Annotated in this window: 22 protein-coding genes and 1 riboswitch; of the genes, 4 read left to right on the forward strand and 18 right to left on the reverse strand. The window is 38.6% G+C overall.

Annotated features, from left to right (window positions below; translation table 11 throughout):
* The first annotated feature begins 3 nt into the window (after positions 1–3).
* Both TEPIRE1_RS08325 and TEPIRE1_RS08330 read left to right on the forward strand, forming a co-directional pair.
* The gene (locus TEPIRE1_RS08325; protein ID WP_013778725.1) at positions 4–1,212 is read left to right on the forward strand and encodes an amidohydrolase family protein; all 1,209 of its coding nucleotides are present in this window, start codon (positions 4–6) and stop codon (positions 1,210–1,212) included.
* A 138-nt stretch (positions 1,213–1,350) separates the two neighbouring features.
* Positions 1,351–2,436 carry a hypothetical protein gene (locus TEPIRE1_RS08330; RefSeq protein WP_013778726.1) on the forward strand — a complete coding sequence of 362 codons (1,086 nt, stop codon included), beginning with the start codon at positions 1,351–1,353 and terminating at the stop codon, positions 2,434–2,436.
* A gap of 226 nt (positions 2,437–2,662) precedes the next feature.
* On the opposite strand, the gene TEPIRE1_RS08335 is transcribed toward TEPIRE1_RS08330, so the two are convergent.
* The 13 genes from TEPIRE1_RS08335 to TEPIRE1_RS08400 form a co-directional block, all read right to left on the reverse strand.
* Entirely contained in the window at positions 2,663–3,589 is a 927-nt protein-coding gene (locus TEPIRE1_RS08335; protein WP_013778727.1) for a transketolase family protein, read from the reverse strand.
* 26 nt (positions 3,590–3,615) lie between these two features.
* On the reverse strand, positions 3,616–4,437 hold the full coding sequence (locus TEPIRE1_RS08340) for a transketolase (protein ID WP_013778728.1): 822 nt from the start codon (positions 4,435–4,437) through the stop codon (positions 3,616–3,618).
* 32 nt (positions 4,438–4,469) lie between these two features.
* Complete coding sequence (locus TEPIRE1_RS08345; protein ID WP_013778729.1) at positions 4,470–5,315, reverse strand: YitT family protein; 846 nt, start codon at positions 5,313–5,315, stop codon at positions 4,470–4,472.
* Positions 5,312–6,073 carry a WecB/TagA/CpsF family glycosyltransferase gene (locus tag TEPIRE1_RS08350; RefSeq protein ID WP_013778730.1) on the reverse strand — a complete coding sequence of 254 codons (762 nt, stop codon included), beginning with the start codon at positions 6,071–6,073 and terminating at the stop codon, positions 5,312–5,314. Before TEPIRE1_RS08350 ends, TEPIRE1_RS08345 begins: the two co-directional genes overlap by 4 nt.
* Positions 6,070–7,191, reverse strand: a complete 1,122-nt coding sequence (gene csaB, locus TEPIRE1_RS08355) for a polysaccharide pyruvyl transferase CsaB (RefSeq protein WP_013778731.1) — start codon at positions 7,189–7,191, stop codon at positions 6,070–6,072. The genes TEPIRE1_RS08350 and csaB overlap by 4 nt, the downstream gene beginning before the upstream one ends.
* 100 nt (positions 7,192–7,291) lie before the next feature.
* Positions 7,292–8,386 carry a glycosyltransferase family 4 protein gene (locus TEPIRE1_RS08360; protein ID WP_013778732.1) on the reverse strand — a complete coding sequence of 365 codons (1,095 nt, stop codon included), beginning with the start codon at positions 8,384–8,386 and terminating at the stop codon, positions 7,292–7,294.
* Positions 8,383–10,290, reverse strand: a complete 1,908-nt coding sequence (locus TEPIRE1_RS08365) for an O-antigen ligase family protein (RefSeq protein ID WP_013778733.1) — start codon at positions 10,288–10,290, stop codon at positions 8,383–8,385. Before TEPIRE1_RS08365 ends, TEPIRE1_RS08360 begins: the two co-directional genes overlap by 4 nt.
* 58 nt (positions 10,291–10,348) lie before the next feature.
* Positions 10,349–10,831 carry a DUF4330 domain-containing protein gene (locus tag TEPIRE1_RS08370; protein WP_013778734.1) on the reverse strand — a complete coding sequence of 161 codons (483 nt, stop codon included), beginning with the start codon at positions 10,829–10,831 and terminating at the stop codon, positions 10,349–10,351.
* Positions 10,815–11,960, reverse strand: a complete 1,146-nt coding sequence (locus TEPIRE1_RS08375; protein ID WP_013778735.1) for a glycosyltransferase family 4 protein — start codon at positions 11,958–11,960, stop codon at positions 10,815–10,817. The genes TEPIRE1_RS08370 and TEPIRE1_RS08375 overlap by 17 nt, the downstream gene beginning before the upstream one ends.
* 68 nt (positions 11,961–12,028) lie before the next feature.
* On the reverse strand, positions 12,029–12,484 hold the full coding sequence (locus tag TEPIRE1_RS08380) for a hypothetical protein (protein ID WP_013778736.1): 456 nt from the start codon (positions 12,482–12,484) through the stop codon (positions 12,029–12,031).
* 47 nt (positions 12,485–12,531) lie between these two features.
* Positions 12,532–14,202 (reverse strand): 2-polyprenylphenol 6-hydroxylase, encoded by a 1,671-nt coding sequence (ubiB, locus tag TEPIRE1_RS08385; RefSeq protein ID WP_013778737.1) that lies wholly within the window; start codon positions 14,200–14,202, stop codon positions 12,532–12,534.
* A gap of 125 nt (positions 14,203–14,327) precedes the next feature.
* Positions 14,328–14,858, reverse strand: a complete 531-nt coding sequence (gene cobO, locus TEPIRE1_RS08390) for a cob(I)yrinic acid a,c-diamide adenosyltransferase (protein ID WP_013778738.1) — start codon at positions 14,856–14,858, stop codon at positions 14,328–14,330.
* A 96-nt stretch (positions 14,859–14,954) separates the two neighbouring features.
* A riboswitch (cobalamin riboswitch) is annotated at positions 14,955–15,160 on the reverse strand.
* Positions 15,161–15,244: 84 nt separating this feature from the next.
* The gene (locus TEPIRE1_RS08400; RefSeq protein WP_013778739.1) at positions 15,245–16,006 is read right to left on the reverse strand and encodes a glucosamine-6-phosphate deaminase; all 762 of its coding nucleotides are present in this window, start codon (positions 16,004–16,006) and stop codon (positions 15,245–15,247) included.
* 468 nt (positions 16,007–16,474) lie between these two features.
* On the opposite strand from TEPIRE1_RS08400, the gene fba reads away from it, so the two are divergent.
* Positions 16,475–17,404 carry a class II fructose-1,6-bisphosphate aldolase gene (gene fba, locus TEPIRE1_RS08405; RefSeq protein WP_013778740.1) on the forward strand — a complete coding sequence of 310 codons (930 nt, stop codon included), beginning with the start codon at positions 16,475–16,477 and terminating at the stop codon, positions 17,402–17,404.
* A 424-nt stretch (positions 17,405–17,828) separates the two neighbouring features.
* Positions 17,829–19,346, forward strand: a complete 1,518-nt coding sequence (locus TEPIRE1_RS08410) for a M1 family metallopeptidase (RefSeq protein ID WP_013778741.1) — start codon at positions 17,829–17,831, stop codon at positions 19,344–19,346.
* Here the strand turns inward: TEPIRE1_RS08410 and TEPIRE1_RS08415 are convergent.
* From TEPIRE1_RS08415 to larE, 5 genes are all read right to left on the reverse strand, one after another.
* The gene (locus TEPIRE1_RS08415; RefSeq protein WP_013778742.1) at positions 19,336–20,136 is read right to left on the reverse strand and encodes a L,D-transpeptidase; all 801 of its coding nucleotides are present in this window, start codon (positions 20,134–20,136) and stop codon (positions 19,336–19,338) included. The two genes, TEPIRE1_RS08410 and TEPIRE1_RS08415, sit on opposite strands and share 11 nt — an antisense overlap.
* A 315-nt stretch (positions 20,137–20,451) precedes the next feature.
* A complete protein-coding gene (gene gltX / locus TEPIRE1_RS08420) occupies positions 20,452–21,927 on the reverse strand; it encodes a glutamate--tRNA ligase (RefSeq protein WP_013778743.1) in 1,476 nt (491 codons plus the stop codon).
* 132 nt (positions 21,928–22,059) lie between these two features.
* Entirely contained in the window at positions 22,060–23,262 is a 1,203-nt protein-coding gene (larC, locus tag TEPIRE1_RS08425) for a nickel pincer cofactor biosynthesis protein LarC (protein ID WP_013778744.1), read from the reverse strand.
* 54 nt (positions 23,263–23,316) lie between these two features.
* Positions 23,317–24,072 carry a nickel pincer cofactor biosynthesis protein LarB gene (gene larB, locus TEPIRE1_RS08430; RefSeq protein WP_013778745.1) on the reverse strand — a complete coding sequence of 252 codons (756 nt, stop codon included), beginning with the start codon at positions 24,070–24,072 and terminating at the stop codon, positions 23,317–23,319.
* Complete coding sequence (gene larE / locus TEPIRE1_RS08435) at positions 24,060–24,893, reverse strand: ATP-dependent sacrificial sulfur transferase LarE (protein ID WP_013778746.1); 834 nt, start codon at positions 24,891–24,893, stop codon at positions 24,060–24,062. Before larE ends, larB begins: the two co-directional genes overlap by 13 nt.
* Positions 24,894–24,943 lie beyond the last annotated feature (50 nt).

Genomic DNA, 24,943 nt, shown 5'->3' on the forward strand with positions numbered 1-24,943 from the left:
GTGATGCTGTTGTGGGACTTAGTTATTAAGAATGGTCATATACTAACTATGGATTCCCCTCGGGAGCAGTATAAATCTGTATTGATTAAAAATGGAATTATTTCAGATATTGTTGATAATGAAACGGCTGAAACCCTTGATGCCCGTGAAGTAATAGACGCTACCGGCTTAGTTGTAATGCCGGCACTGATAGATTGCCATACACATTTATGCGAATACGCCACCGAAGGAGTTCATCACATCAGGGGTAAATCCCAAACAATAGCCGCTATATCAAATTACCTCGATTGCTTGAAAAGCGGTATTACCACAATAGGTGATCATCACCTGGGTCACCCTGTCCTAGCGGCTCCTTTAGAGTTGCTAAAAGATACAGCTCAAAATACGGTTTTAAATATTAAATTTGCTGCCGGTATGTGCTGCTTAGGCACTGAACCCTTGGCTTATACTTCGTCACTTCGGCCGGGAGGTAATTTGACCCTTGATGATTTAGATAACTCACACTTTGCCAGACTGGCAGTTGAAAGTGAATTCCCAGGAGAAAATATATTTATAACCGCTACAGTGGCTAATCTGCCATGCCATCTTGTACCTAATGGCGGAAAACGTATTTTTGATAGTGAAGATATTTTCAAAATTGTTAATATATTTCACTTGCTGGGTAAAAAAATAGGAGCACATATCGAAGGTGCTGAGAATATCCAGTTGTTTATAGATGCAGGCGGTGATGTGGTTCACCACGGTCATGGTGCCAATAACGGGCAATTTGATGAAATGGCACGAAAGAATATTTTCCTTGTTGCTACGCCGCATGGCGGGACAAGTAGTTCTCCAAATACACCGGAGGATATCTACAATGCCTTAAACGCCGGGGTAACAACAGCTATAGCCACAGACTCATATTTGCCGGTACATGCCAAAGCTGTTGGCTTAGATGATATAAAAATGGTCGGGCCTAAAGACTTTTTAAACATTTGCAAACCTACTTTTGAATATTTAAATAAGCACGGTGTTGCAAAGGCTGACTGCCTAAAAATGATAACTATGAATGCTGCTCAAATTATGGGTTTGGAAGCGGAAATAGGTTCAATTACGAAACTCAAAAGAGCTGATATCATCCTTTGTAAAGGATTGCCAGTTTTTGACTTCACAGACACGGAATCTATCACCACAGTTATTAAGGATGGTTTAATAGAGTTTAATAGATGTTGATTAAGGCTTATAAACATAATTATTAACTTCCGGAGGTGATTATTTTCAAAATATTGAACGTACTATAATTAATTATCATATTACTTTCTATCATTACTTTTATTAATTACTAAAAATTTATACAAGGAGGTCTCTTCAATGGCTGTTAAGGAAAATGAGGCAACTAAAGGTAAGACTCGTCCAATATCGAATATTGAGTATGTGGGTATGTCTCTTATTGCCCTTACCCTTATTATTCTCTTTGTTAAACCCGAAATTATCGGCGGCAGTTTTGATGCAATGTTGAAAAAAGCTGTTGGACCGGTGGTTGATGTATATCTTACAGGCACCCTGGGTACTGCCATCATATTGAGCGTTATGACCGGTCGTATCTTGGAACGTCTCGGTTTTACCGATGCCTTGGTGCGTATTTTTACTCCACTTGCAAAAGTTATGAAAATCACTCCGTTAATTATCGTTCCGGCTATTTATAATATACTCGGAGATATTAACGCATCCGGAAGAATAACCGGACCTGCACTAAAGAAAGCAGGAGCTACAAAAGATGAACAGAAAATAGCCGTTGCCACCATGTTTCAATCACAGCAATCTTTCTCAACTTTTATGCTGGGCTTGGTAGCTTTTGCATCCAAGGGGATTTGGGCATTCCCTATTGTAATAATCGGAATACTGCTTCCTGTTGTCATAGTACCCTTTATTCTCAGCAAAACCTTATACAGAGATGTTCAATATAAAGATATCAGTGAAATGCCAAGCTTTACACCTGGCACGCCCTTGTTTACTACTCTAATTAACGGGGCTCGAGAAGGTGCCGAATTAATGTTCTTATTGCTAATTCCTGCTGTCGTTGTTGTTTTTGCCATAATAGGATTACTTGAATATATGGGAATATGGGCACCTATCGAATCAGCAATGTCTGCGTTCCTTAGTGCGTTATCCATTGATCCTGTAACCGGTATGCAATCAATCTTGGTTGCACCAACACTTGCAATGAATACACTGGTAGAAACAATTGGAACTATGCCAACACGTTTTGCCATAGGTTCATTTATCCTTGCTGCATCAGGCCTGCCTTTGCAGATACCTTTTGCTCAGATTCCTGCTGTATGGTCACAAAGCTCCGACCTTTCCGGTAGTGAAGCCATGCAAGCAGCCCTTGTAGGATTGGTAATCCGTGTATTAAGTGCATTTGCTTTAGCTTGGATATTGACACCGATGGTATGATTCATAATTGGAGTAAATTCTCAAACTCTGGGGTGTGATTACAAAACGGCACTGCAAATATCCTATGCAGTGCCGTTTTTTTCGTTTTAAGATCTATACCTTTTTATTTTACCTGTTTTGTGAAATGATTGCAGCAAGCTTGATAGCTTTGACAAGACTTTTTTCGCTGGCTATACCTTTACCCGCAATGTCAGATGCTGTTTTGTGGGCCAGGGTATTTTTGCTTTTATCTTTTTATTTCTTTTGCGGCTTTTACTATATCTTCTGCCGTCAGGTTATACAGTTTTAACAATTCTTCAGGCTTGCCTGACTGGCCGAATTTATCTTTTATTCCTATTCTTTTTATGGGTGTTGGCTTTTTCTCGGCTAGGACTTCGGCTACCGCACTGCCTAGCCCACCGATAATGGTATGTTCCTCAGCAGTGATAATCGCACCGCATTCTGCAGCCTTTAAAATTATTTCTTCATCAATTGGTTTTAATGTATGAATATTTATTACCATTGCTTTTAAGCCGCTGTTTTCAAGAATTTCTGCAGCCTTTAAAGCTTCTCCCACCATTATCCCCGTAGCTATTATGGCTACATCATTTCCTTCTCTGAGGATTTTGCCCTTACCTATTTCAAACTCAGAATCCTCTTCAAATATAGTTTCTACTGCCAATCTGCCAAAGCGGAGATAAACCGGACCTTCATGAACAGCCGCAGCTCTCACTGCTTTTTTTGCTTCAACAGCATCGGCCGGATTTATTACTGTCATATTCGGCAATGTCCGCATAAGAGCTAAATCTTCGATAGACTGATGTGTAGCTCCATCTTCGCCCACAGTTAGACCGGCATGTGTCGCTGCAATTTTTACATTTAGCTTTGGATAACATATTGAATTTCTAACCTGCTCAAATGCTCTTCCGGTAGCAAATATTGCAAAAGTGCTGGCAAACGGTATTTTGCCGCAAGTTGCAAGCCCTGCTGCAGTACCCATTAAATCTTGTTCTGCTATACCTATATTAAAAAATCGCTCCGGATATTTTTTTGCAAAAACGGCTGTCTTAGTAGAACCCGAAAGGTCAGCATCTAAGACTACAATATCTTTTATCTCTTCGCCTATCTCGGCCAAGGCCTCTCCATAGGCTTCTCGAGTTGCAATCTTGGTCATTTGATATCTCTCCTCCATAAATATATTTATATAGAATTCAAAGCCTCTTTTACCTGTTCAGGAGAGGGAGCTTTCCCGTGCCAACCTACCTGATTTTCCATAAAAGGCACGCCCTTACCTTTTACTGTTTTCGCAACTACGACAGTCGGTCTGCTTTTTACGGTCTTAGCTTCCTCAACAGCCTCAAGAATCTGCTTCATATCATGCCCGTCTATATCGATTACATTCCAACCAAAAGCTTTAAACTTCTCATGTATGTTTTCCGGCGACATTACTTTTTGAATAGGACCATCTATTTGTAAACCGTTATGGTCCACAAAAGCCGTCAAATTATCTAATTTGTAATGTGCTGAAGTCATGGCTGCTTCCCAAATCTGACCTTCTTCAAGCTCACCATCGCCCATAACTACATATACCCTATAGGATTTTTTATCCAATTTTGCCGCAAGTGCCATACCGTTTGCAGCTGATAAGCCTTGACCTAAAGAGCCTGTAGTCATGTCTAGGCCCGGAGTTGATTTCATGTCAGGATGCCCTTGAAGCATGGAACCTGTCTTTCTGAGGGTTAGTAGTTCTTCTTTTGGGAAAAATCCCTTTTCTGCCAAGACTGCATATAGAAGCGGAGCCGCATGGCCTTTAGATAAGACAAACCTATCTCTTTCCGGCCAATGAGGATTTTGAGGGTCTACATTCATTACATGAAAGTACAGTGCAGTAACAATATCTGCACTTGATAATGACCCACCGGGATGACCCGAACCCGCTTCAGCAATCATTTCGACAATATGGCGGCGAATAATACGTGCTTTAGAGTTAAGTTCATTGATAGTTTCACAAGATATACTCATCTTGAAAATCACTCCTTAGAAAATAATCTTTTTTAGTCATTTTTGTAGCTAAAACCTTCACCTAAAACTTCATGCACATCATGGATAATTACAAAAGCCCGGGGATCTGTTTGATGAACTATATTTTTCAGCCTAGATACTTCTAAGCGGGTTATCACGCAAAGTAACACATTTTTGTCCTGTCTGGTAAATCCGCCTTCTGCTTTAATAAAAGTGAGACCTCGCTCCATCTCTGTAAGTATTTTTTGTGATATTTCTTCTGTTTCGTTTGATATTATGTATACGGCTTTTGCATAGTTAAAACCTTCTTGAATTAAATCAATCACCTTACTGCTCACAAACAAAGCAATCCATGCATACATAGCAAGTTCCCAATTGAAGGCTACTCCGCTTAAGATTATAACAAAAAAATCTATTATTAGTATGCCCTGTCCCACACTTATTGACGGCACAAAGTGATTTAAAATCATAGCTGCCAAATCAGTTCCGCCGGTTGAGCCCCTTACCCTAAAAACAATGCCCAAGCCTATTCCCAAGATTATGCCTCCATATACGGCAGAAAGCATTAAATCTCTGGTTACTACAGGAAAATTAACAGTTAGCTCTGTAAAAACAGAAAACAGGAGACTGCCTACCAGGGTTTTTATACCAACACTTTTGCCCAGGAAAATTATCCCTGATAAGAAAAGTGGGATATTAAACAGCAGCATCATCCAGCCTACCGGCAGCTTAAAGAGATAATATAAGACTGTCGCAAGACCGCTGACTCCGCCTGCGGCTACTTTGTTCGGAATAAGAAACATTGTAAGGCTTAAAGCACCAATAAAAGACCCTAAAACTATTTGTAAGTATTCCAAAAACAGTTCCTTATATTTCATACACTCACTTCTTTATTTTTTGTCAGCCTGCATGCCGTAACTTTTAACAAAAATAACGGTAATGCACTCATTCTCTTAAATCTTGTCGGTTGAGTTAAAAGCCTGTACAGCCACTCCAAACCGACCTTTTGCATAAATATCGGGGCCCTGTTCACATTACCGGACAGTACATCAAAACTGCCACCAACACCCATAGCTACTTTAAACTTCAGCTTATCTTTGTTGTGCAGCATGAACATTTCCTGCTTGGGGCATCCCATAGCCACCAATAAAATATCAGGTTTTGAATTATTAATTATACTAACTACTTTTTGAGTATCATCCTCATTGAAATATCCGTGGTATGACCCAACAATTTGTATATTTGGAAACATTGATGTTATTTTTTCTCCAGCTTTTTCTGCTATTCCGGGTTTGCCGCCAAGCAAAAATAACCTCAGCGATTCCTTATCTGCCATACCCAATACTTTCATCATAAAGTCAAAGCCTGTAGTCCTTTCGACAAGAGGCTTACCTAAAATTTTTGAAGCTATTACAACACCTATGCCATCAGGAAGGCAAATATCAGCTGCATTAAGCACAGCTTTTAATTCATGGTCTTTTTGGGCGGCCATGATAATTTCTGCATTTGGGGTAACAATTACTTTATTACTATAAGAGTTTAAAAATGCTGCTACTCTCTGACAAGCATCTTCGTAATCGACACAATCAAGTAAAACATCGAGCACATTTATACGCTCTCTATCTTTTACATTCATTTATCTTCCTCCAGCAGATTTATCGCCAACTTCGCATTTTTATTGGCCAAAACTGTCAGCTCTTCTTTCTTCTCCTGGAGTTGTTTTTGACTTTGCGGCATATTAACCAAAGCTTCCTCTAATAAATTGCAGAGTGCAACTAAATCTAAATCCCCTGGCTTCCCTGCCGATGGTTGGTCTATCCTGCTTAGAAAATGCTCCACTTTCGGATCATATACCAACCCTACCAACGGCACTTGCATCATCGCCCCGAAAATTAAGGCGTGAAGCCGCATGCCAAATATGAGATCCATTTTCCCGCACAGCCACAGTATTTCGCGAGGACCAATAGATTCAGGAACAACTGTGGCATTTTCCTTCATCAGTTTAATTATCTCCAAAGACTCATTATAGTCCTTGGGATATTGCATCGGTAAAAATATGATATCTGCGTCATGACTTTTTACTAAGTAATCACAGGCTTTAGCTATTATATCGCGACTTTTATTTAGATTCCATGGTCTTACAGATACACCGATTTTAGGGTGCTGTTCATTAAAACTGATATCCAGCTTTCCGAGCAGTTCATATCCTGCTTTATCATCAATAGGCTCTAGTACAAATGCTGGATCTGCTGTAACTATAATAGGGGGCTTGGAGACGCCGAGATTTTCCAGCTCTTTCCGGGATTGTTCATCTCTTACTGTTATGAGATCCACCATGTTTCCCACAAGTTTAATCATGCTCTTATTTATTTCCCTAAAGACCGGGCCTACTCCATTGGCATAAAACATGACCTTTTTATTAAGCTTTTTAGCTAAATACAAAATAAAAAGGTAGTAGGGAATCGACCGATTACTGGTAACATCTTGAAGAAGGCCTCCTCCTCCGCTAATCACCAAATCAGCCCTGGATATTTCTCTTATTATGGCAAATGGACTGGTTCTTTGTACTGCATTTATGCCATAATATTCCCTGGTCTTTAAAGGGTCTGCGGAAAGAGCCGTGATTTCAATATCGCTTTTCAGTTTTTTTAGTGAGTTTACAATAGCCATGAGTATAGCTTCATCTCCGGCATTACCAAAACCGTAATAACCAGAAACCAATACTCTTCGCATCGATATTTCTCCTTTTTTCATAGAGATAAATCCCCCTAATTGTGAGAACTCCCAGCATCTACTAAATGCACTTAAGCTTTCGGACAGCAGATGTAATCTTATAAGATTCTCAGTTTGCACATTAGACTCTTTGGAGAATCTCCATGTAAACCTTATTAGTTTTTTCAATCATAGTTTTTGAAGAAAATTTTTCATTAACCGTCTTTCGGGCCTCTGTGCCGAGCGCTTTTGCTAACTCCTTATCGGATATAGCCTTGATTATACTCTCAGCTAAATAATTATCACTTCCTGAAGGTACCAAAAAACCATTTACATTATGCTTTATAACTTCAGGTATTCCTCCTGTCGCCGTAGCTACCGCAGGTTTCCCCAGGGCCATGGCTTCAAGTAAGGCTAAACCTAATCCTTCGCTTACGGAAGAAAGCACGAAAACATCAAAATCAGCTATTATGCTTTCGACATTCTGCCTATAACCCATAAAAACCACATGATCATCTATGCCTAATTGGGTGCACAGGTTTTTCAAGGATTTTTCCAGCGGTCCGTCGCCCACAATGACAAGTTGGGCTGACGGATATACCTTTAATACATGATAAAAGGCATTGATTGCATATTCATAACCCTTTTCAGGTACCAATCGAGCAACCATACCGATTATAGGCGTATTAGGAGCAATGCCCAGCTCTTTACGCAGGCTCCCTTCAATTCTATCAAATTGTGATAAATCAATCCCATTATATATAATCGTTATCATATCAGCGGGGACTCCGCTCTCTATAAGACTGATTTTCACAGCACGGGATATAGCAATAATGCGATCGGTAAATATTCGCGAAACCAGTCTGGTGGTTGTCCTTTTAAGAAAACCGCCTCCACTGCCGCCCAAGCCGTGACGAGTCATCACTACTTTACATCCTGAAATTTTTCCGGCTATGCGGCCGGCAAAGCTTGCATGTGTATGCACAATATCTACCTTTTCCCAGGAAATAATTTGCCTGAGGCTTTTTATCTGACTCAAGTTCGCAGAACTTTCTCCGCCTTCTAAAGTATATACCTTTATATCTTTCGCCTTTAACTGCCTTTCGAGTTCACCACCACCCGGGCAAGCAACAACTGCCTCAAAGCGATTACTATCTTGACTTGACAAAAGATTAAAAAGGTATCTGCCGGCGCCTCCTATATTAGTATCGGAAAGTACATGAAGGATCTTTATCATGCTGCTTTCTCTCCTGTCATATCATCGGTAAGATTGCCGGAAGCTATGGCTGACATCATTCCAAAATACATCCAAAATGCCATGACAATGCGCGGACTGTACCATACATAATCAAATAGCCCATGAAACAAATGCCCAACGAGACCTGCGACAATTCCTGCAAGCACAAATGACATCTTGGAATTACTCTCCACGTAAATTAACGCCTCCGAAAACCCTCTAAAAGCCATCCAAAGTAGTGCAAAAAGCCCCAAAATTCCCATCTCAAGTCCTACTTCAAGATATAAGTTGTGTGCATGAATGGCTGAAGCTCCTGCTATCATATAATCTCTGTAGGCCCTGGCAAATGCTGTTGAACCCAAGCCTACGCCATTTAACCAGTAGTTCTTCATCATCCTCAAAGCTGCAATCCATATTGTTATCCTGTATGCATTAGAACTGTCCTCAAGGCTGCCGATGCTTGCAATACGATTAGTAACAACAGATGGTAAAAACATCGGGGCCAAAATAGCCAGTATTAACAATAAAATCAAAAGTTTAGGTTCTTTAATCAATGCAAAAGCCAAAACAGCTACAGCTAAGCCAAGCCAAGCACCTCTGGAAAATGTTAAAACAAGACAAAGTGTTGATATTCCCAAAACTATAGTTAAAAGACATTTTTGTCTGAATTTGCCGGATGCCCAAAATAGTCCTAAAAGCAGCGGTATTGCAAGGCCTAAATACTCTCCCAGTACATTTGGATTTTCCAAAGTTGCATATACACGAGTTGCAAGTTCCGGAAACTGTTTTACATCCACCCAAGCTTCAGCCGTAGGTACCTTGACAAAAAAATACTGGTAAATACCTAGCAGTGAAATCATCATAACCGATATAACCAAAAAAGCAAGCACTGCCTTTATTGTCTTAGAGTCGCAAAATAAAACTGAAGCACAATAAAATATCATAAAATATGCCACGTAAAGAGGAAGAGCTTTCAAACTTTCAGCTCGTGCAACGGAAAACGCTGCCGCAATGCCTGCAGATATCATAAACAGTATTGATGGTATAATAGCTGCAGGTAAACTTTTTTTAAACTTGTCATTCTTTAGTAAAACAGATAAAAAAGTTAACCCTATAATACCAACACTATATGTGGTAGGAGCCAGTGGTAATATTAGCGCAGTCAAGGCCAGGCCCAACCATGGCCATAAATATATGAGTGCAGGCATCAAAATAAGGCCGCATAATTTAATAAACGTAAGTTTATGGAGATAATAATACAAAATACCTGCTAAAACTCCAATTACCGCTAAATGCGACTTATCTTGACGCGATAAATCACCTGTTTGGCTATGCTTAAGCGTAAAACTGTTCGAATCTTGTCCATCTAAAAACCATTTACATGATTTGTATGCTATGCTGGAAGATAAAAGCGAATTTAAAGATACTTTTATCGATAATGCAAAAAATAACATGATTAATAAAATTATATGATATATAAGTGCTTTAGGCGTATAGCTTTCAAAAACAGCCTTTAAAATTAAAACTGAAGCTGCCGACGGCAATAAAATATGAGCTGCTGTTGCAAGCGGAACTTGAATAAAAAGTTTGACCGCTTTTGACACAAAATTAATGGGAAAACTGTCTTCTACAATATTAGTCAAGATGTCCAAAACTTTTTTTATTGGCTTATTAAGCTTCAAAACCACGGACATAAATCTACTTTCTTTAATTGCGTTATTTTCCCAGCTTTTATTGGTAAAAAAAGCTCTAAATAAACTACCTCTAAAAGCTTTTGAAATAAAGTCACTTAAAACGCAAATACCTCTATACAAAACACTGCTTTGGTAGATTGCAGGTCTTGAAAAAAATTTAATTATATTAATAAATAAACTGTTTTGCATCCATATGGTTACATTTTCCATTACAAATCTCCTTATGCTCACCGGAACAACTCACCGATTGATGCTGAAGTAGTTTTGACTATTGTACATTTATACTCATTACAGTTGATGTTACCGAGTAAAGATTGGTTTTCAGCTGCAGTGATGTGCCAACACGAATCTCATTGCTGCCGAGAACTATAGCATTATCTCCTGCGGAACCTGACCCCATCAGCGTAATAAGCATATCCTTATATACCGGATTAGGATATACCACCACACGACCGTCTGCAGTTTCTACTAATGTTTCTGATGGCTCCACTTCAACATTTGTCACTTTACCTAAAACTGCGTTTGTCTTTGTTTCTTTTACAACATCTCCAACTTTAACCACATTTGCGGTGGCATCTCTTACCTCTTTTACATGCAATACCACTTCGATATTCTTTGTTACTGCTCCTGCCGACTTTTGATGAGCCTTAGTACCAAACCTTCCTACAACTGCAATAATCAACAATATAACCAACAGGTCTATAATATTTATTAAACCGAAAATCCTGCCTTTGTTATCTATTAAGCTCATTTTTGCCCTCCTCGATTACCTGATGATATACATTTAATACTTCATCGGTCATAGTTTCAATAGAAAAATATCTTGCAACTTTTTGCCTGCCAAAAGCCCCTAATTTCTTCCGCAATTCAATATCACTTAATAGCTCTTTTATGGATTTAGCTATATTGTCTGCATCAGTTCTCATATCTGAGCCTCGGCCGCTAAAATTATGTTTCTTTGCTATTTCAAAGTTATCCGGATTTAAAATCCCCATAAATCCTGCTTCACCCGCTATAATCACAGGTTTTTCCATGGCCATCGCTTCTAAAGCTACCCGCCCCACGCCAACTGCAACATCTGCCATATTCATAATTAGAGGTGTATCTAAGCGAGCACCTGTAACAACCACATTATTCTCAGAGGTTTTTGAATTGTATTCGGCTGCCATTCGAGCTATAGATTCGTATTTATCTCCCTCGCCGACAACTATTAATTTAACATTTGGAAAAGTTTTTTCTATCTGAGGCAGGGCTTCTATTAACCTCAAAGCGATTTCTCCTCGTGCACCCATAAGGCGGCTGACATATACAATTTTTAAATCTTCATGCATTAGTCCTAATTGTCTTTCCACCTGAGAAGAATCAATATTGGGATTAAATCGTTCAAGGTCTATTCCGTTGGGAATTACGAAAATTTTATCTGGGTTTACCTTAAAACCATTTATCAGATGTTTCTTTACATCCTCACTAACGGCAATAACCTTTCGGCCCCATGTGGTAATAAGCCCCATTCCCCAGCCTGTAGAATAAATTCCGTGGGACGTAGTTATGTAAGGACAACCGGTCATGAAACTAACCCATTGCGACACCCATGCCGGAATGCGAGCATGTGCATGAATTACATTTACTTCATGCTCTTTAACAATATTCGCAAGACCATTTACAGAATATATTAAATTCAATGGCGATTTTCTGTCAAGCGGTAAAGTATAATGCTTAATGCCACTGGTTTCCAGGGCTTTAGTTAATTTTCCGCCATGTGATGCCACAATAACTTCGACCCCTCGTTTTTTCAGTTGTTTGGCAAGAGAAACAACATGAGTTTCAGCTCCGCCGGCATCAAGAGCCATCAAAGCCAATAACACCGTAAGTCTTTCCATTAAAAAAGCCTCTCTCTCCGAGGAATTTGCTAAAAAAAGTATATCATCATACGAAAATAAAGTAAAGTTTATTTGATTATTGTATAGCTCCCTTTAATAAGTAATATCACGTTATTGTTCTCGGCCTTTACGCCCCTTCCATCATCCCGAGGTACAATTAGTAAATGGTTTTGCATCACATTTTCTCCGTTGATTATGTCTTTTCCTTCGGTTATATCGGCAAGGCCTCCATTACCTTCATCCACAACAGTAGCAATTCCGCTTCTTAAAATTATTTCTGTTCCCTTATCTCCAATCAGGCTCTGACCTTGTTCCATATATACTATCTCCCAACCAGACGAACTACCGGGTTTTGAATCAACATATTGTTTTAAATTCGATAAAACCTTATCAACATAACTTTTAGTAACAAGCGGATCACTTTCAGAGCCCGGTTCCGTCACATCGGCTTGAACACTTAGAGCAAATATGGAAAAAACTACAACTGCCACTATAACCATAAAAAATCTCAATAATTTATTCATGTTTTTTCACACTCCCAAAATCATATAATTAAACATATATCTGTATTTTACATTCTTCCGGTTCGAATTATAGATGCTATCAGCCAAACACCCAGTAAACCGGCGGTCACAAAACCTGCAACACCAAGCAGCGGATAGTGTAAAAGAAACGGCTCGACATCAGCCTGTATTATTAAGGAAGAACCGATTATTAAAGATGCCACAATAAGGCTAAAAACCAGGCGATTAACCATTTTATTTAATTCCGAAATTACTTTTGATGTGCCCCTTGTATCAAAATCTATTTTCATACTATCGATTTTTGTGCGTTGATATAAACCATTTAAAAGCTTTGGAATAAGCATTACTGATTTGTTAAATTCTTGCAATGTTGATACCGCAGTTTTCAAAAGATGTTGAGGATTATAGCGTTCGCGAAGCATCTTATTAACAAAGGGTTTGGCTGTTTCAAAAATATTAAAATCCGGATCAAGTTCAAGCCCGACACCTTCTATAGTTATAAGGCTTTTTAATAAAAGGGTAAAATTCGAAGGTAAAATAATCTTATACTTAGCTACAATAGTAAAGACTTCGCTTAGGAGTTTAGACATGTCAATGTTTTTAAGGTCTTTACCATAATATCGATCCAATAAATCTTCTACATCCAGTTCAATTTCAGATATGTTCAATTCTTGCTCAGCTTGGCTCAACTCTAACAACACACCTATAATTTTCTTGGTATCCTTGTTTATAATGCTTACGATAAGGTCTGCAAGTTTATTTTTGGTATATTTATCAATACGACCAACTATGCCAAAATCTATAAATACGATCTTCCCGTCAGGCCTTATTATAATATTGCCTGGATGCGGGTCTGCATGAAAAAAACCATGTATAAATATCTGTTTCATCATGGCTTTGGCACCGTTTACTGCAATTTGTTTCCTATCTAAGTCATTATTGATTATTTCATCTAACTCTGTAACCTTGTATCCCTTGATATATTCTATGGTTAATACCTTCTGAGCAGTAGCTTCCCAGAATACCTTGGGAACATATATGGTTTCGTCCCCCTCAAAATTTTGCCTGAATTTATCTATATTAAAACCTTCTCTGGTAAAATCTAATTCCTTATGCATTGCATCGGCAAATTCCTCAATTTTACCAATTGGGTCATATATTCGCACTTCCGGTATGTGTTTTTCAATCAGTCGTGCAAGGTTAAGCATGATTTCCAAATCGGCAGTTATTATTTTATCTATACCCGGCCTGCGGACTTTAACCACAACATCCTGACCATTCTTTAAGACCGCACGATGTACTTGTCCTATAGATGCGGCAGCTAAAGGTTTTTCTTCGATGGATAAAAAAATATGGTCGGTCTTATCCCCCAAATCCTCTTCCATCTGGTCTTTCGCTTCTTTAAAGCTGAAAGGGGCTACATTATCTTGAAGCTTTTTAAGTTCCTCTATGTAATCCTTTGGAATCAAATCCGGCCTGGTACTTAAAACCTGCCCCAACTTTACAAAGGTAGGCCCTAATTCTTGGAGCATCATAACAACCTTTTGCGCTGTTGTCATTTTACCGGTTGGGTCCACATTTTCTCGCGTAATTCCTTTAGGCAGGATTATACCGGCTTTCTCAACAATGTATCCGAATCCGTATTTAATTAACACATTCATTATTTGCCTATATCTTTTGGCGTGATGATAAGTGGAACTTAATTGAATTATAAACAAGAAAAACCCTCCCTGCAATGATAATTATATTTTACCACACTGTGGACTAATTATCTAATCTTGGGAAGGTTTATTGAAATGGTTAATCGCCAATTATTTGCTTTTCCTTTCGTGATTACTGCAATCTACATTTCAATCCCGACTCTTGCAGGCACTCCTATTTTAAAGTAATGTTTTACTTCCCTCATTTCAGTAACTAAATCGGCTTTCTCAATAATCTCCTGTGGTACATCTCTTCCTGTTAAAATTAATTCAACGGTTTCGGGTTTTTCTTCAATAAGTCTTTCTACCTCTTGCACCGTAAGAAGACCTCCGTGCATGGCTGCCATAACCTCATCTAAAATAACAATATCGTAATTTTTGCTTTTTATTACGGCAGCAAGCTGATTGTACTCATCTTTTACATTTTGTTTTAAATTGTCGAATTCTTCTTTCGTAAGATTCCATGTAAACTTTTTTGATTCGGCAAATCGGCGTATTTCAAAATTAGGTTTAAGCAATTCCGCTGCTTTAAGCTCACCGGTATCCATTCCCTTTAAAAACTGAAACATTATTACCTTCATACCTCTGCCGGCAGCTCTAAAAGCAAGTCCCAGTGCTGCTGTTGTTTTTCCTTTTCCATTTCCCGTATACACCTGCACATATCCTTTTTCCAATAATAATCTCTCCTTTAAAAAAATAATAACCCCTTCTTCGAAATAAAAGGGGTTGTATTTGATACGCTTTTCTGTTTTCCCTTCCCTCCGAAGGTAAACTCTGTAAATCTTATGGCAGGTCTCCTGGCTTGCGATTCATCAACTGCCCTACCTTCCCGTTCAATACCTAGCAGGTTTTTAATTAAACCAGGTATCAAACAGTGGTATATCAGGGCTCTATCCTCGCTTACAGTAGCGGGGGCTGCAGCGGATTTTCACCGCCTTCCCTTTTAACCTTTCGGACCACAAAATTCTTGTATTTAATTACACAATCTTATTTTACCTTTATGCACTATTTAAGTCAATACTCCTTAAATTATGTGCTCTTATGGCTTCAAGAATAGCCTTTACATAACACATAAATACTTTTCTATCGTCCTATTATCAACCATTGATGATGAATCTTCATCAAGATAAAGAGTCCAATCATTATGTTGCTTTAGCAGTGTTGCGGGTATCTCGTTGGTTAATTCATTTTCCAAAGTAAGTTTTATTGCTTCAGCTTTTACTTTAAAGGGAACAGGAGAAATAATAGTCTTGCACTGCATAATTTGGTGCGGAGTCATTGTAATGGCTTGGCTAGGTACATCTTCTATGCTATCAAACCAGCCTTCACGAACTTGTTGTCTTTTACATTTGTCGTCTAAGTTTACAACAATATATGCTTCTTTAGTATCAAAATCTGCCGGTGGATCGTTAAAAGCAATATGGGCATTCTCTCCAATTCCTATTATGCCGAGATCAATCGGCTGCTTTCTTAAAGCATCTGTTAATGCTTGAATGTTTTTCTTGATGTTGCCTTCTCCATTTACAAAATAGGCTTTTTTCAAATTTACATGATTCACAAACCTCTCTTTTAGATATCTTCGGAAGCTTGCAGGATGTGTTTCAGGCAAATTAATGTACTCATCCAAGTGGAACATCTCAACCTTGCTCCAATCAATATCTTTTTTTCGCAGAGCCTTTATTGTTTCAAATTGTGATGCTCCTGTCGATAACAATATTCTCGCTGAACCTTGTTCAGAAATTGCTTTTTCTAATACAAGTGCTGCCGCATCAGCTGACTTTTCTCCCAACTCTACAGGATTTTTGCATACTACGATTTTCATAAAAATCATCCTTTCTGTAAATAAAAGTTTTATTGGTAACTAAAGTATTAAATCTGCCTTATCCTGTCTACGTAATATCTTATACGTGCCACCTTTTCTAATAGACATTAGATATTATAGAATTTATAAAAATATTTGTATGTAATTATAACAATGTAATACCTGAATTTTTGACAAACGACTCTTTCATTCCAGAAACTATTTAAGTTAATAACTCTTATTATTAATATAGCAGTTTTTATAGTATTTTTCTATGTACTTTCTATAGCAATCGATTAATAAAAAATATAAAGTAAGTTAGTTTAATTTTCGAGGTCAAACGCAACAATATTTATATCTTTTTCTAACAATTGCATAAACATCTTGCTGTCTAGAAAGATATATAAAATTACTGCCTTTACTTAAACCTTCCAATTTATCAATTTTTGTAATATACTTATGTTAATAAATAATATGGGAGGTTTACTTATGCCGTTAGTAACTTCAAAGGAAATGTTTAAGAAGGCGTATGAGGGTAAGTATGCCATAGGTGCTTTTAATGTTAATAATATGGAAATAATTCAGGGCATTGTAGAAGCAGCTCAGGAGGAAAAGGCTCCTCTCATACTGCAGGTATCTGCCGGCGCTAGAAAATATGCAAAACCGTTATATTTGAAAAAATTAGTTGAAGCAGCAGTTCACGATAGCGGTCTTCCAATAGTTCTTCACTTAGACCACGGCGAAAGCTTTGAAATATGTAAATCATGTATTGATGACGGCTTTACATCGGTTATGATTGATGGTTCAAAATATCCTTTTGAAGAAAATATAGAATTAACAAAAAGGGTAGTGGATTATGCACACGAGAGAGGCGTTGTAGTGGAAGCAGAACTTGGCCGGCTTGCAGGAATTGAGGATGCGGTAAAAGTATCTGAGCAGGATGCCCTTTTCACTGACCCGGATGAAGCAGTTGAGTTTGTAGAGCGAACAGGAGTGGACTCACTTGCTATCGCAATTGGAACTAGTCATGGTGCCTACAAATTCAAAGGCGAACCTAAGCTTGATTTTGAACGTCTGGAAAAGATTTCAAATATGCTGCCGGGCTTTCCTATAGTGCTGCACGGTGCATCTTCTGTACCTAGCGAATTCGTAGAACTTTGTAATAAGTATGGTGGCCAGATTCCAGGGGCGCAAGGTGTTCCAGAGAGTATGCTTAGAAAAGCTGCAGAAATGGGTGTTTGCAAAATTAATATAGATACCGACTTACGCCTTGCAATGACCGCATCTGTTAGAAAATATCTTGCAGAAAACCCGTCGCATTTTGACCCGCGTCAGTATCTTGGACCAGGCCGGGATGCCATCAAGCAAATGGTCATACATAAAATGAGAAATGTTTTGGGATGCAGCGGAAAAGCTTAAAAACGATTAAACAATTTAATAGCGTTTACGAATATAAAAAAGCTCTGCTAAATCTAACTAGCAGAGCTTTTTTATATAAATTTTCTCCGGTAAACATATCTTTTAAATATAATTGATATAATCCTAACGCCAGATGGTTTGAAAAGGCCTGTTTAAAGATAAATTTGAAATCAAAAAATAGCAAGACTGTTAATCTAAATTTGCTTGTACTGTAAAAACATTTTTTATTCATTGTCTGTTCATTTTAAATCGGCAAGAATATATTGACATTTTTAGCTTAAAATCGACTTTTTACTGCAAAATTAAACTTTATTTTTCTTTTTTAGAGTTTAGAAGGATTTAATGCTTTTACATAGAAATAAATATAATATACAATATATGGGAAAATATTAGCTTGTTTTTCATTTATTTAGGAGGATTTGTTTTGAAAAAAGTTGTTACACTTGTTGCTGCTGTATTACTTATATTTTTGATGTTTTTTATTTTAAAAACCGTATTTTTACATCCTATAGTAAAGACTGAGGCACAACAGCCCGAAGAAAATCATATTGTTTATCTGCCACCTGAGAGGAATGTTTACGACATTAAGGTCGAATATGACGGAATAAATAAGATAAAAGCCGTAATGAATTTAACATATGTAAATAATACTGAGGACATTTTTAAAGAACTCTATTTTCATCTTTATCCCAATATGTTTTCAAGCTCTGCCAGTGTGCCTTTTTTTAAGGAAGACTTTTATCGTGCATTTCCTAAAGGCTTTAGCCCCGGGGGAATAAACATACAGCAAGTTGAGCAAGATGGTAAAGATGTTGCCTGGTCTTTAATCGAAGACGGCGAGATACTTAAATTAATATTAAACCATCCGGTAGAACCCGGTAATGTATCAATTCTAAATATACAATTTGAGCTCACCATTCCACAGGCCAAATTTCGTCTGGGATACCAGACATTTGGAGATGGTAAAATAACCTTGTCGCTGGGTAATTGGTATCCTATCCTAGCAGTATGCAAGGATGATAAGTGGAGTATTGATAAGCATTATGCTATAGGCGACTGCACTTACAGCGATATATCAGATTACACTGTAAGTTTTACAGTGCCGGAAGACTTTACAGTTGCTGCATCAGGGATTTTAGAGGAAGGCTACACAAAAGATAATAAGGCGATTTTTATTTATTCCATTGACAGTATACGAGAATTCGCCGCAGCTATAAGCAATAATTATCAAACTTCAACAGACATAGTTGATGGTATAAAAATAGTGTCTTATTTTCACCCGGAGGATAAGAGGGGTGGTTTTATGGCACTAAATATTGCAAAATATGCCCTTGGTATTTTTAATGATGCGTTTGGAAAATACCCATACCCGGAGCTCAGGATTGCCGAGGCTAATTATTATCCGGGAGGCATGGAATTTCCTACTTTTATAATGATGGATACCACCAAATATACAGAACCACATATATCAAGCACTTCTCTGGAAAGGTCTACCGCCCATGAAGTCGCACATCAATGGTGGTATGGTTTAGTTGGAAGCGACCAAATAAACGAGCCATGGCTGGATGAAGGAATAACTGAGTTTTCCACTGCCTATTACTTTGAAAAGCGCTATGGGCAGCCCGGCAGAGATTCATATTTCGAAAGATATGTGAATACCTGTGTAGATTTTGTCATGAAAAATCATATACATATGCTGGACCCTCTTCCGCTTTTTAAAAATCAACAAGAATATTTTCCAACTGTTTATACATCCGGTGTATTATTTTATGAAGACCTGCGAAATCAAATCGGTGAAGAAAACTTATTAGACTTTTTGCGGTCATATCTGGAAACGTTCAAGTATAAAAATGTCAGCCTAAAAGAGTTTGAAGAATTCTTGAGAGGCAAAAAATATGAAGCTCTTGATGAGAGCTTCTACGACAAATGGCTTAATCCTTGATTACGACCGGAGTGCCCTGTGGTATGTTTTTATAAAACCATAGGGCATCATCTAAGGAAAGACGTATGCACCCGTGAGATGACTTTTGACCCAGTTTTTCCGCTTCTTCTTCAATAATCTTTTTATTTTCGTCAAAGGGCACGCTATGGAAAAGATAGTTGTTATTAAATCTTACCCAATAGTAGCCACCTTGTTTATACTTAGGACTGTAAAAAGAGTCCCCTCTTTCACCTATGCGGTACAGACCGTCGGGGGTACCACAGCCATTTTCATCTAGGCCTGTGGAACATAAAAAAGTTTTAATAATGTTACCATTTTCGTAAATATCTACCTTCTGTTCACTTAAGTCAACTATTACCCCAAATTTTTCATTCAAATCAACTTCTTGTATGTATTCTGTGGGAACAAAACCGCAAATTGGTTTCATCGTTCTATAGTCCTTGCAGCTCACTTCTGTATAGCCATTATCTAAATTCTTTATAACTTCTACATTTACCAAATCTCCATAAACCACACCTAAGCTTTTGGAATCTGAAGACGGCAGCTCCCTGATATTCACGGCTGTTATTTCATTGGCTTTTAAGACGGTTATCTTGCTTGGAAACTTGCTTAATGGTTTTGGTTTAATCTCTTGCAAGACATCAATCTCCGGTTTTTCCAATATGATACTCTCTGATTCTGCACCTTCTGTCGAAAGTGGAGCAAACTCAGTTTTTTCTCCGGTTACCCATGGTATCATTACAGCTGAGGTCAGCACAATCAAAAAAGTAATTACTTTGATAGGTTTCAAGTCTATATCCTCCTTGTTCCCAAGCCTTAATAAATTTCTATTATTACACTACATTACATAATATCACACTTGTCCACAAATATCATCATATTTTAATCTATTTATGATGCCGCTGCAGACAAAAAGCAGCACAACTTAGTATTTAAAAGCGGCTGCTTGCAAAACTTGCGGTTATGGCTTCTCATAAATAAAAAAGGCCATGCATATAAGATAGTTTTGTCGCTACATTAATGCATGGCTTTGGATTTTATTCGGGGCTTTTATGCATTATGCAAGAGCCTCTTTTTAATCATTTAATTCAAATGAAAAACTAAGCTAATTGCTCTTATTACTAATCCATTGTGCAGCTTTTCTCATGCGTTCCACGGTCTTTTCCCTGCCTAAAAGCACGATAATGTCAAAAAGGCCGGGGCCAACAGTCCTGCCGGTGATAGCAAGCCGGGTGGGATGAATAATTTCAGCCGCTTTTAGCCCCATATCGGCCGTAATATTTCTAAATGTTTCTTCGGTTTTGTCATGGGTAAAATCTTCCAATTTTTCTAAGGCTTCGGCACCCAGTGTCAAAAGCTTTGCGGCATTTTCCTTGGAAAAATGTTTTTTAACACCTTTTTCTTCATATTCCGTCACATCTTTAAAGAAAAAGGCTATGGTATCCGCCAGCTCATCCAGGGTTTTTGCTCTGTCTCTGGAAATTTCAACTACCTTTTTGATATAATCAAAATTATCCCGGGCCTCTTCTTCAGTAACAATACCCTTCTTAATCATAAATGGTATAGTCTGCTCTGTTATATACTCCAAATCTAACTCACGCATATAGTGACCATTTATCCATGTTAGTTTCTTTACGTCATAGATGGCTGCTGTTTTGTTAACTCTTTCCAAAGTGAATTCTCTTATAGCCTTATCCATGTCAAAGATTTCTTCAGTTCCCTCAGGCGACCACCCAAGTAGTGTTAGATAGTTTATTATAGATTCCGCAAGATAACCTTGATCTCTAAATTCTTCCACAGAGGTTGCTCCATGCCGTTTACTAAGTTTACTGCGATCCGGTGCTAATATCATCGGCACATGAGCAAACTTCGGTATTTCATAGCCTAAAGCCAAGTATGTCTGAATCTGTTTAGGAGTATTGGAAAGATGTTCTTCAGCTCTTATAATATGAGTCATTTTCATAGCATTGTCATCAACAACACACGCAAAATTATAGGTGGGAATACCGTTAGATTTTACTATAATTAAATCATCTAAGACAGAGTTATCAAATACTACCGTCCCACGAATAAGGTCTTCTACTACAGTTTGACCCTCTTCAGGCATTTTTAACCTTATGGTATATGGTCTTCCCTCATCTTCAAACTTTTTTCTTTGTTCTGGCGTAAGGTTGCGGCAGCGGCCATCATATTTAGGCGGTTTACCGGCTTTAAGAGCTGCTTCACGCCGCTCAGAAAGCTCTTCAGGACTGCAGTAACAATAATAGGCTTTCCCTTCGGCTAAAAGCCTGTCTACTTCTTTTTTATAAAGTTCCAATCGTTGTGATTGAAAATACGGGCCAAAATTTCCGCCCTTTTCCGGCCCTTCATCCCAGTCAAGGCCAAGCCATTTTAGGGATCGAAGAATCTGCTGCGTAGATTCTTCGGTGGACCTTTCGGTATCAGTATCTTCTATCCTTAACACAAATGTTCCGTTATTGTGTCTTGCAAAAAGCAGGTTAAAAAGTGCCGTCCTCGCTCCACCTATATGCAGACTGCCGGTAGGGCTGGGTGCAAATCTGACTCTTACATTTTCTGACATAAAAAAACACTCCTATCAAAGCTATTCAAATATTATTCTTAAAAAACAGTATTACAGTATTATTGCAAGATAATGCTTGCTTACATAAATTTAGTATAGCACTATGAACTTTGCTTTACAAGAATCAACCGATCATCTTGCTAAAAACTGATTTACAATTTCATAAGCCTTTAGTAAAGGCATCTTGTTGTTTTTAGCCAAGCATTTCATATCTTCATATTCAGGGGTTGTTCTGATGATTTCGTCGCCTATTTTAGCTATCTTGACCCTTAGATTCCCTAAAGGTGTATTTATTTCTTCTATCTCTCTAAAAAGCTTTATACGATCCGACACCAATTCCCTTACACCCAAAGTAGCGGTTTCCCTAAGCATAGCTTCCGCCAAATGCTGCTTTTTATCCGGCGGACAAAGACAGGTAATCTTTATCCCGGGTCGGGTCTTTTTCATGATTATTGGTGTAAGAAACACATCTAATGCTCCTTTTTGAAAAAGGCTTTCAATGGCTTCCTCATATAGCTCGGGATTCATATCATCTATATTTGCTTCAAGGATTGCTATTTTATCCTTTTCCAAATCGTTTGTATGTATGTCGCCGGTATTGCAGTATTCTTTAAGCAGGACCGCCCTTAAAACATTTGGAGACTTTCTCTCGGCCTTACCCAATCCATAACCGGATTTTTCAGGAATTCCCAAGGGCATAGACCCGAATTCGTCAACAAATATGGTTAAAAGAAGTGCTCCCGTTGGCGTTGTAAACTCTCCTGATTCCTCTGCCGCATATACGGGAACTCCTTTTAGAAGTTCTATGGTAGCAGGAGCCGGTACCGGCAGGATTCCGTGGGCGCAGTTTACCGTTCCGGAGCCGACGTTGACCGGCGAGGCATAAACAGCAGCAGGATTTAGCATGTCCATAAGAATACATGAACCTACGATATCCACAATGGAATCCACCGCCCCAACCTCATGAAAATGGATTTCTTCCGGAGGCTTGCCGTGAACCTTACCTTCCGCTTCAGCTAACTTATAGAAAGCTTCTTTGCTTTTTTGTTTTACATCTGATTTTAGTTTGCTGTTGTCAATTATCTCATATATTTGCTTTAAACCCCGATGCGGATGATGTTCATGAGTTTTCACCATAACATCTGTGCCTGTAATGCCGCCCTTCAACGCCTTTTTTATTTCCACTTCATAATCATGTAAAGGAAGTTTTGTAAGTTCACTTAAAAATTCTTCCTTGTCTAACCCCAAATCCAGCATGGCACCAAGGAACATATCTCCACTTATGCCGGAAAAGCAATCCAGGTATAAGATGGTTTTGCTGTTACCGTTTTTCACAGCGCTCACTCCCTCATATCTTAATTCGTAGTTGATTTACATAATTTATTTATCCTATTCACCTTTCTCTCCCAGCCGATTAATTTGATGGGCAACATATGCCGCACCAAAGCCGTTATCGATGTTGACTACCGATACACCGCCGGCACAGCTGTTTAGCATTGCAAGCAAGGCAGAAAGGCCGTGAAAGTTGGCTCCGTATCCTATGCTTGTGGGAACCGCCACCACGGGTTTGTCCACTAATCCCCCGACTACACTGGCCAACGCTCCTTCCATACCGGCCACAACTATTATTACTCTGGCTGATTGAATTACTTTCATATTCATCAACAGCCGATGGATACCTGCCACTCCCACATCATACAGCCTCTCTACCGGATTGCCGAACAGCTCTGCAGTTACAGCAGCTTCCTCGGCCACAGGTATATCTGATGTCCCAGCAGTTACAACCGCAATAATACCCTCGTTTTTCAAGACTTCTTCTTGCTGAACTGCAAAAATCCTTGCAGGTTCATAGTATTTTGCATCCGGGGCAATAAGCTGCACTTCGTGAAATGTCTTTAAATCCGCTCGAGTTCCCATAACATTGTTGCCGCTTTTCAGCATGTGCCGGGTTATTTCCACCACCTGAGTCGTTGTCTTGCCTTGGCAGTAGATTACTTCCGGCACTCCTCGCCTAAGGCTTCGATGATTGTCAATCCGAGCAAATTCAAGATTTTCATAAGGCAAATTTTTTAGTTCTTTTAAAACATCATCAACTGTTACATCTCCTGCCTGCAATTTTTCAAGTAATCCTCTTAATTTTTCCAAGCTGCTCTGTCCCCCTCTTTTAGCTCCTCATTCATGCTGCCTGTCCTATATCCTGTCAAATCCAAGGTAATATATGTGAAACCTAGTTTTTTAAACTCATTTGTTATTTTATCACGAAAGCTTTGCTCAAAAAACCTGTTTATTTCCTCCGGCAAAACTTCAATTCGTGCAAGGTCCTCATGGCTGCGGACGCGAAATTGATAAAACCCGAGGCCTCTCAATAAATCCTCGGCCTCGGACACCCTTTTAAGTTTTTCCCGAGTAATTTTTTCTCCATATGGAAATCTAGAAAAAAAACATGCATATGAAGGTTTATTCCATGTAGGAAGTCCCATTTCTTTTGAGGCTTTTCGTATTTCATCCTTGGTCAAGCCTACTTCTTTCAATGGGCTTATAATACCCAGTTCCTGTATGGCAACCATTCCTGGCCTGAAATCTTCAGTATCGCTAAAGTTCGAACCCTCCACTACAAAATCATAGCCTTGTTCTCTGGCAATGTCGATAAACTTATTAAATAAATACCGCTTGCAAAAGTAACACCTTTCGGGAGGGTTGTCTAGGATACCAGGGATATTCAACTCATCTAATTCTATTATTATTTGCCTGGCATTTAAGAGGTTTGCCAAGCCTTGAGATTCTATAAACTCTTTTTCAGAGAAGGCCCCAGACCTGGCGGTTACTGCCAAGACATGGTCCCTACCCAAAGCATCCATACATACCTTTAATAGGAAAGTGCTGTCAACACCCCCTGAAAAAGCTACCACCACCTGTTTGAGTGCCTGAATTCTTTGCTTTAGATTGGAGAGTTTCTGTTCTAACATATCATTTCCACCTCTCAACTAAGTAAAATATCTACACTGAATCACTGAAT

This window comes from Tepidanaerobacter acetatoxydans Re1, from assembly GCF_000328765.2.
Classification (GTDB): Bacteria; Bacillota; Thermosediminibacteria; order Thermosediminibacterales; family Tepidanaerobacteraceae; genus Tepidanaerobacter; species Tepidanaerobacter acetatoxydans.

Excerpts from the sequence above, each read along its gene's own strand:
- TEPIRE1_RS08335 (WP_013778727.1), bottom strand. The coding sequence starts at position 3,589 with ATGACCAAGATTGCAACTCGAGAAGCCTATGGAGAGGCCTTGGCCGAG.
- TEPIRE1_RS08350 (WP_013778730.1), bottom strand. The coding sequence starts at position 6,073 with ATGAATGTAAAAGATAGAGAGCGTATAAATGTGCTCGATGTTTTACTT.
- TEPIRE1_RS08365 (WP_013778733.1), bottom strand. The coding sequence starts at position 10,290 with ATGGAAAATGTAACCATATGGATGCAAAACAGTTTATTTATTAATATA.
- gltX (WP_013778743.1), bottom strand. The coding sequence starts at position 21,927 with ATGTCAGAAAATGTAAGAGTCAGATTTGCACCCAGCCCTACCGGCAGT.
- TEPIRE1_RS08370 (WP_013778734.1), bottom strand. The coding sequence starts at position 10,831 with ATGAGCTTAATAGATAACAAAGGCAGGATTTTCGGTTTAATAAATATT.
- TEPIRE1_RS08375 (WP_013778735.1), bottom strand. The coding sequence starts at position 11,960 with ATGGAAAGACTTACGGTGTTATTGGCTTTGATGGCTCTTGATGCCGGC.
- larE (WP_013778746.1), bottom strand. The coding sequence starts at position 24,893 with ATGTTAGAACAGAAACTCTCCAATCTAAAGCAAAGAATTCAGGCACTC.
- csaB (WP_013778731.1), bottom strand. The coding sequence starts at position 7,191 with ATGAAAAAAGGAGAAATATCGATGCGAAGAGTATTGGTTTCTGGTTAT.
- TEPIRE1_RS08345 (WP_013778729.1), bottom strand. The coding sequence starts at position 5,315 with ATGAAATATAAGGAACTGTTTTTGGAATACTTACAAATAGTTTTAGGG.
- TEPIRE1_RS08330 (WP_013778726.1), top strand. The coding sequence starts at position 1,351 with ATGGCTGTTAAGGAAAATGAGGCAACTAAAGGTAAGACTCGTCCAATA.
- TEPIRE1_RS08340 (WP_013778728.1), bottom strand. The coding sequence starts at position 4,437 with ATGAGTATATCTTGTGAAACTATCAATGAACTTAACTCTAAAGCACGT.
- TEPIRE1_RS08360 (WP_013778732.1), bottom strand. The coding sequence starts at position 8,386 with ATGATAAAGATCCTTCATGTACTTTCCGATACTAATATAGGAGGCGCC.
- TEPIRE1_RS08400 (WP_013778739.1), bottom strand. The coding sequence starts at position 16,006 with ATGAAAATCGTAGTATGCAAAAATCCTGTAGAGTTGGGAGAAAAGTCA.
- fba (WP_013778740.1), top strand. The coding sequence starts at position 16,475 with ATGCCGTTAGTAACTTCAAAGGAAATGTTTAAGAAGGCGTATGAGGGT.
- TEPIRE1_RS08380 (WP_013778736.1), bottom strand. The coding sequence starts at position 12,484 with ATGAATAAATTATTGAGATTTTTTATGGTTATAGTGGCAGTTGTAGTT.
- TEPIRE1_RS08325 (WP_013778725.1), top strand. The coding sequence starts at position 4 with ATGCTGTTGTGGGACTTAGTTATTAAGAATGGTCATATACTAACTATG.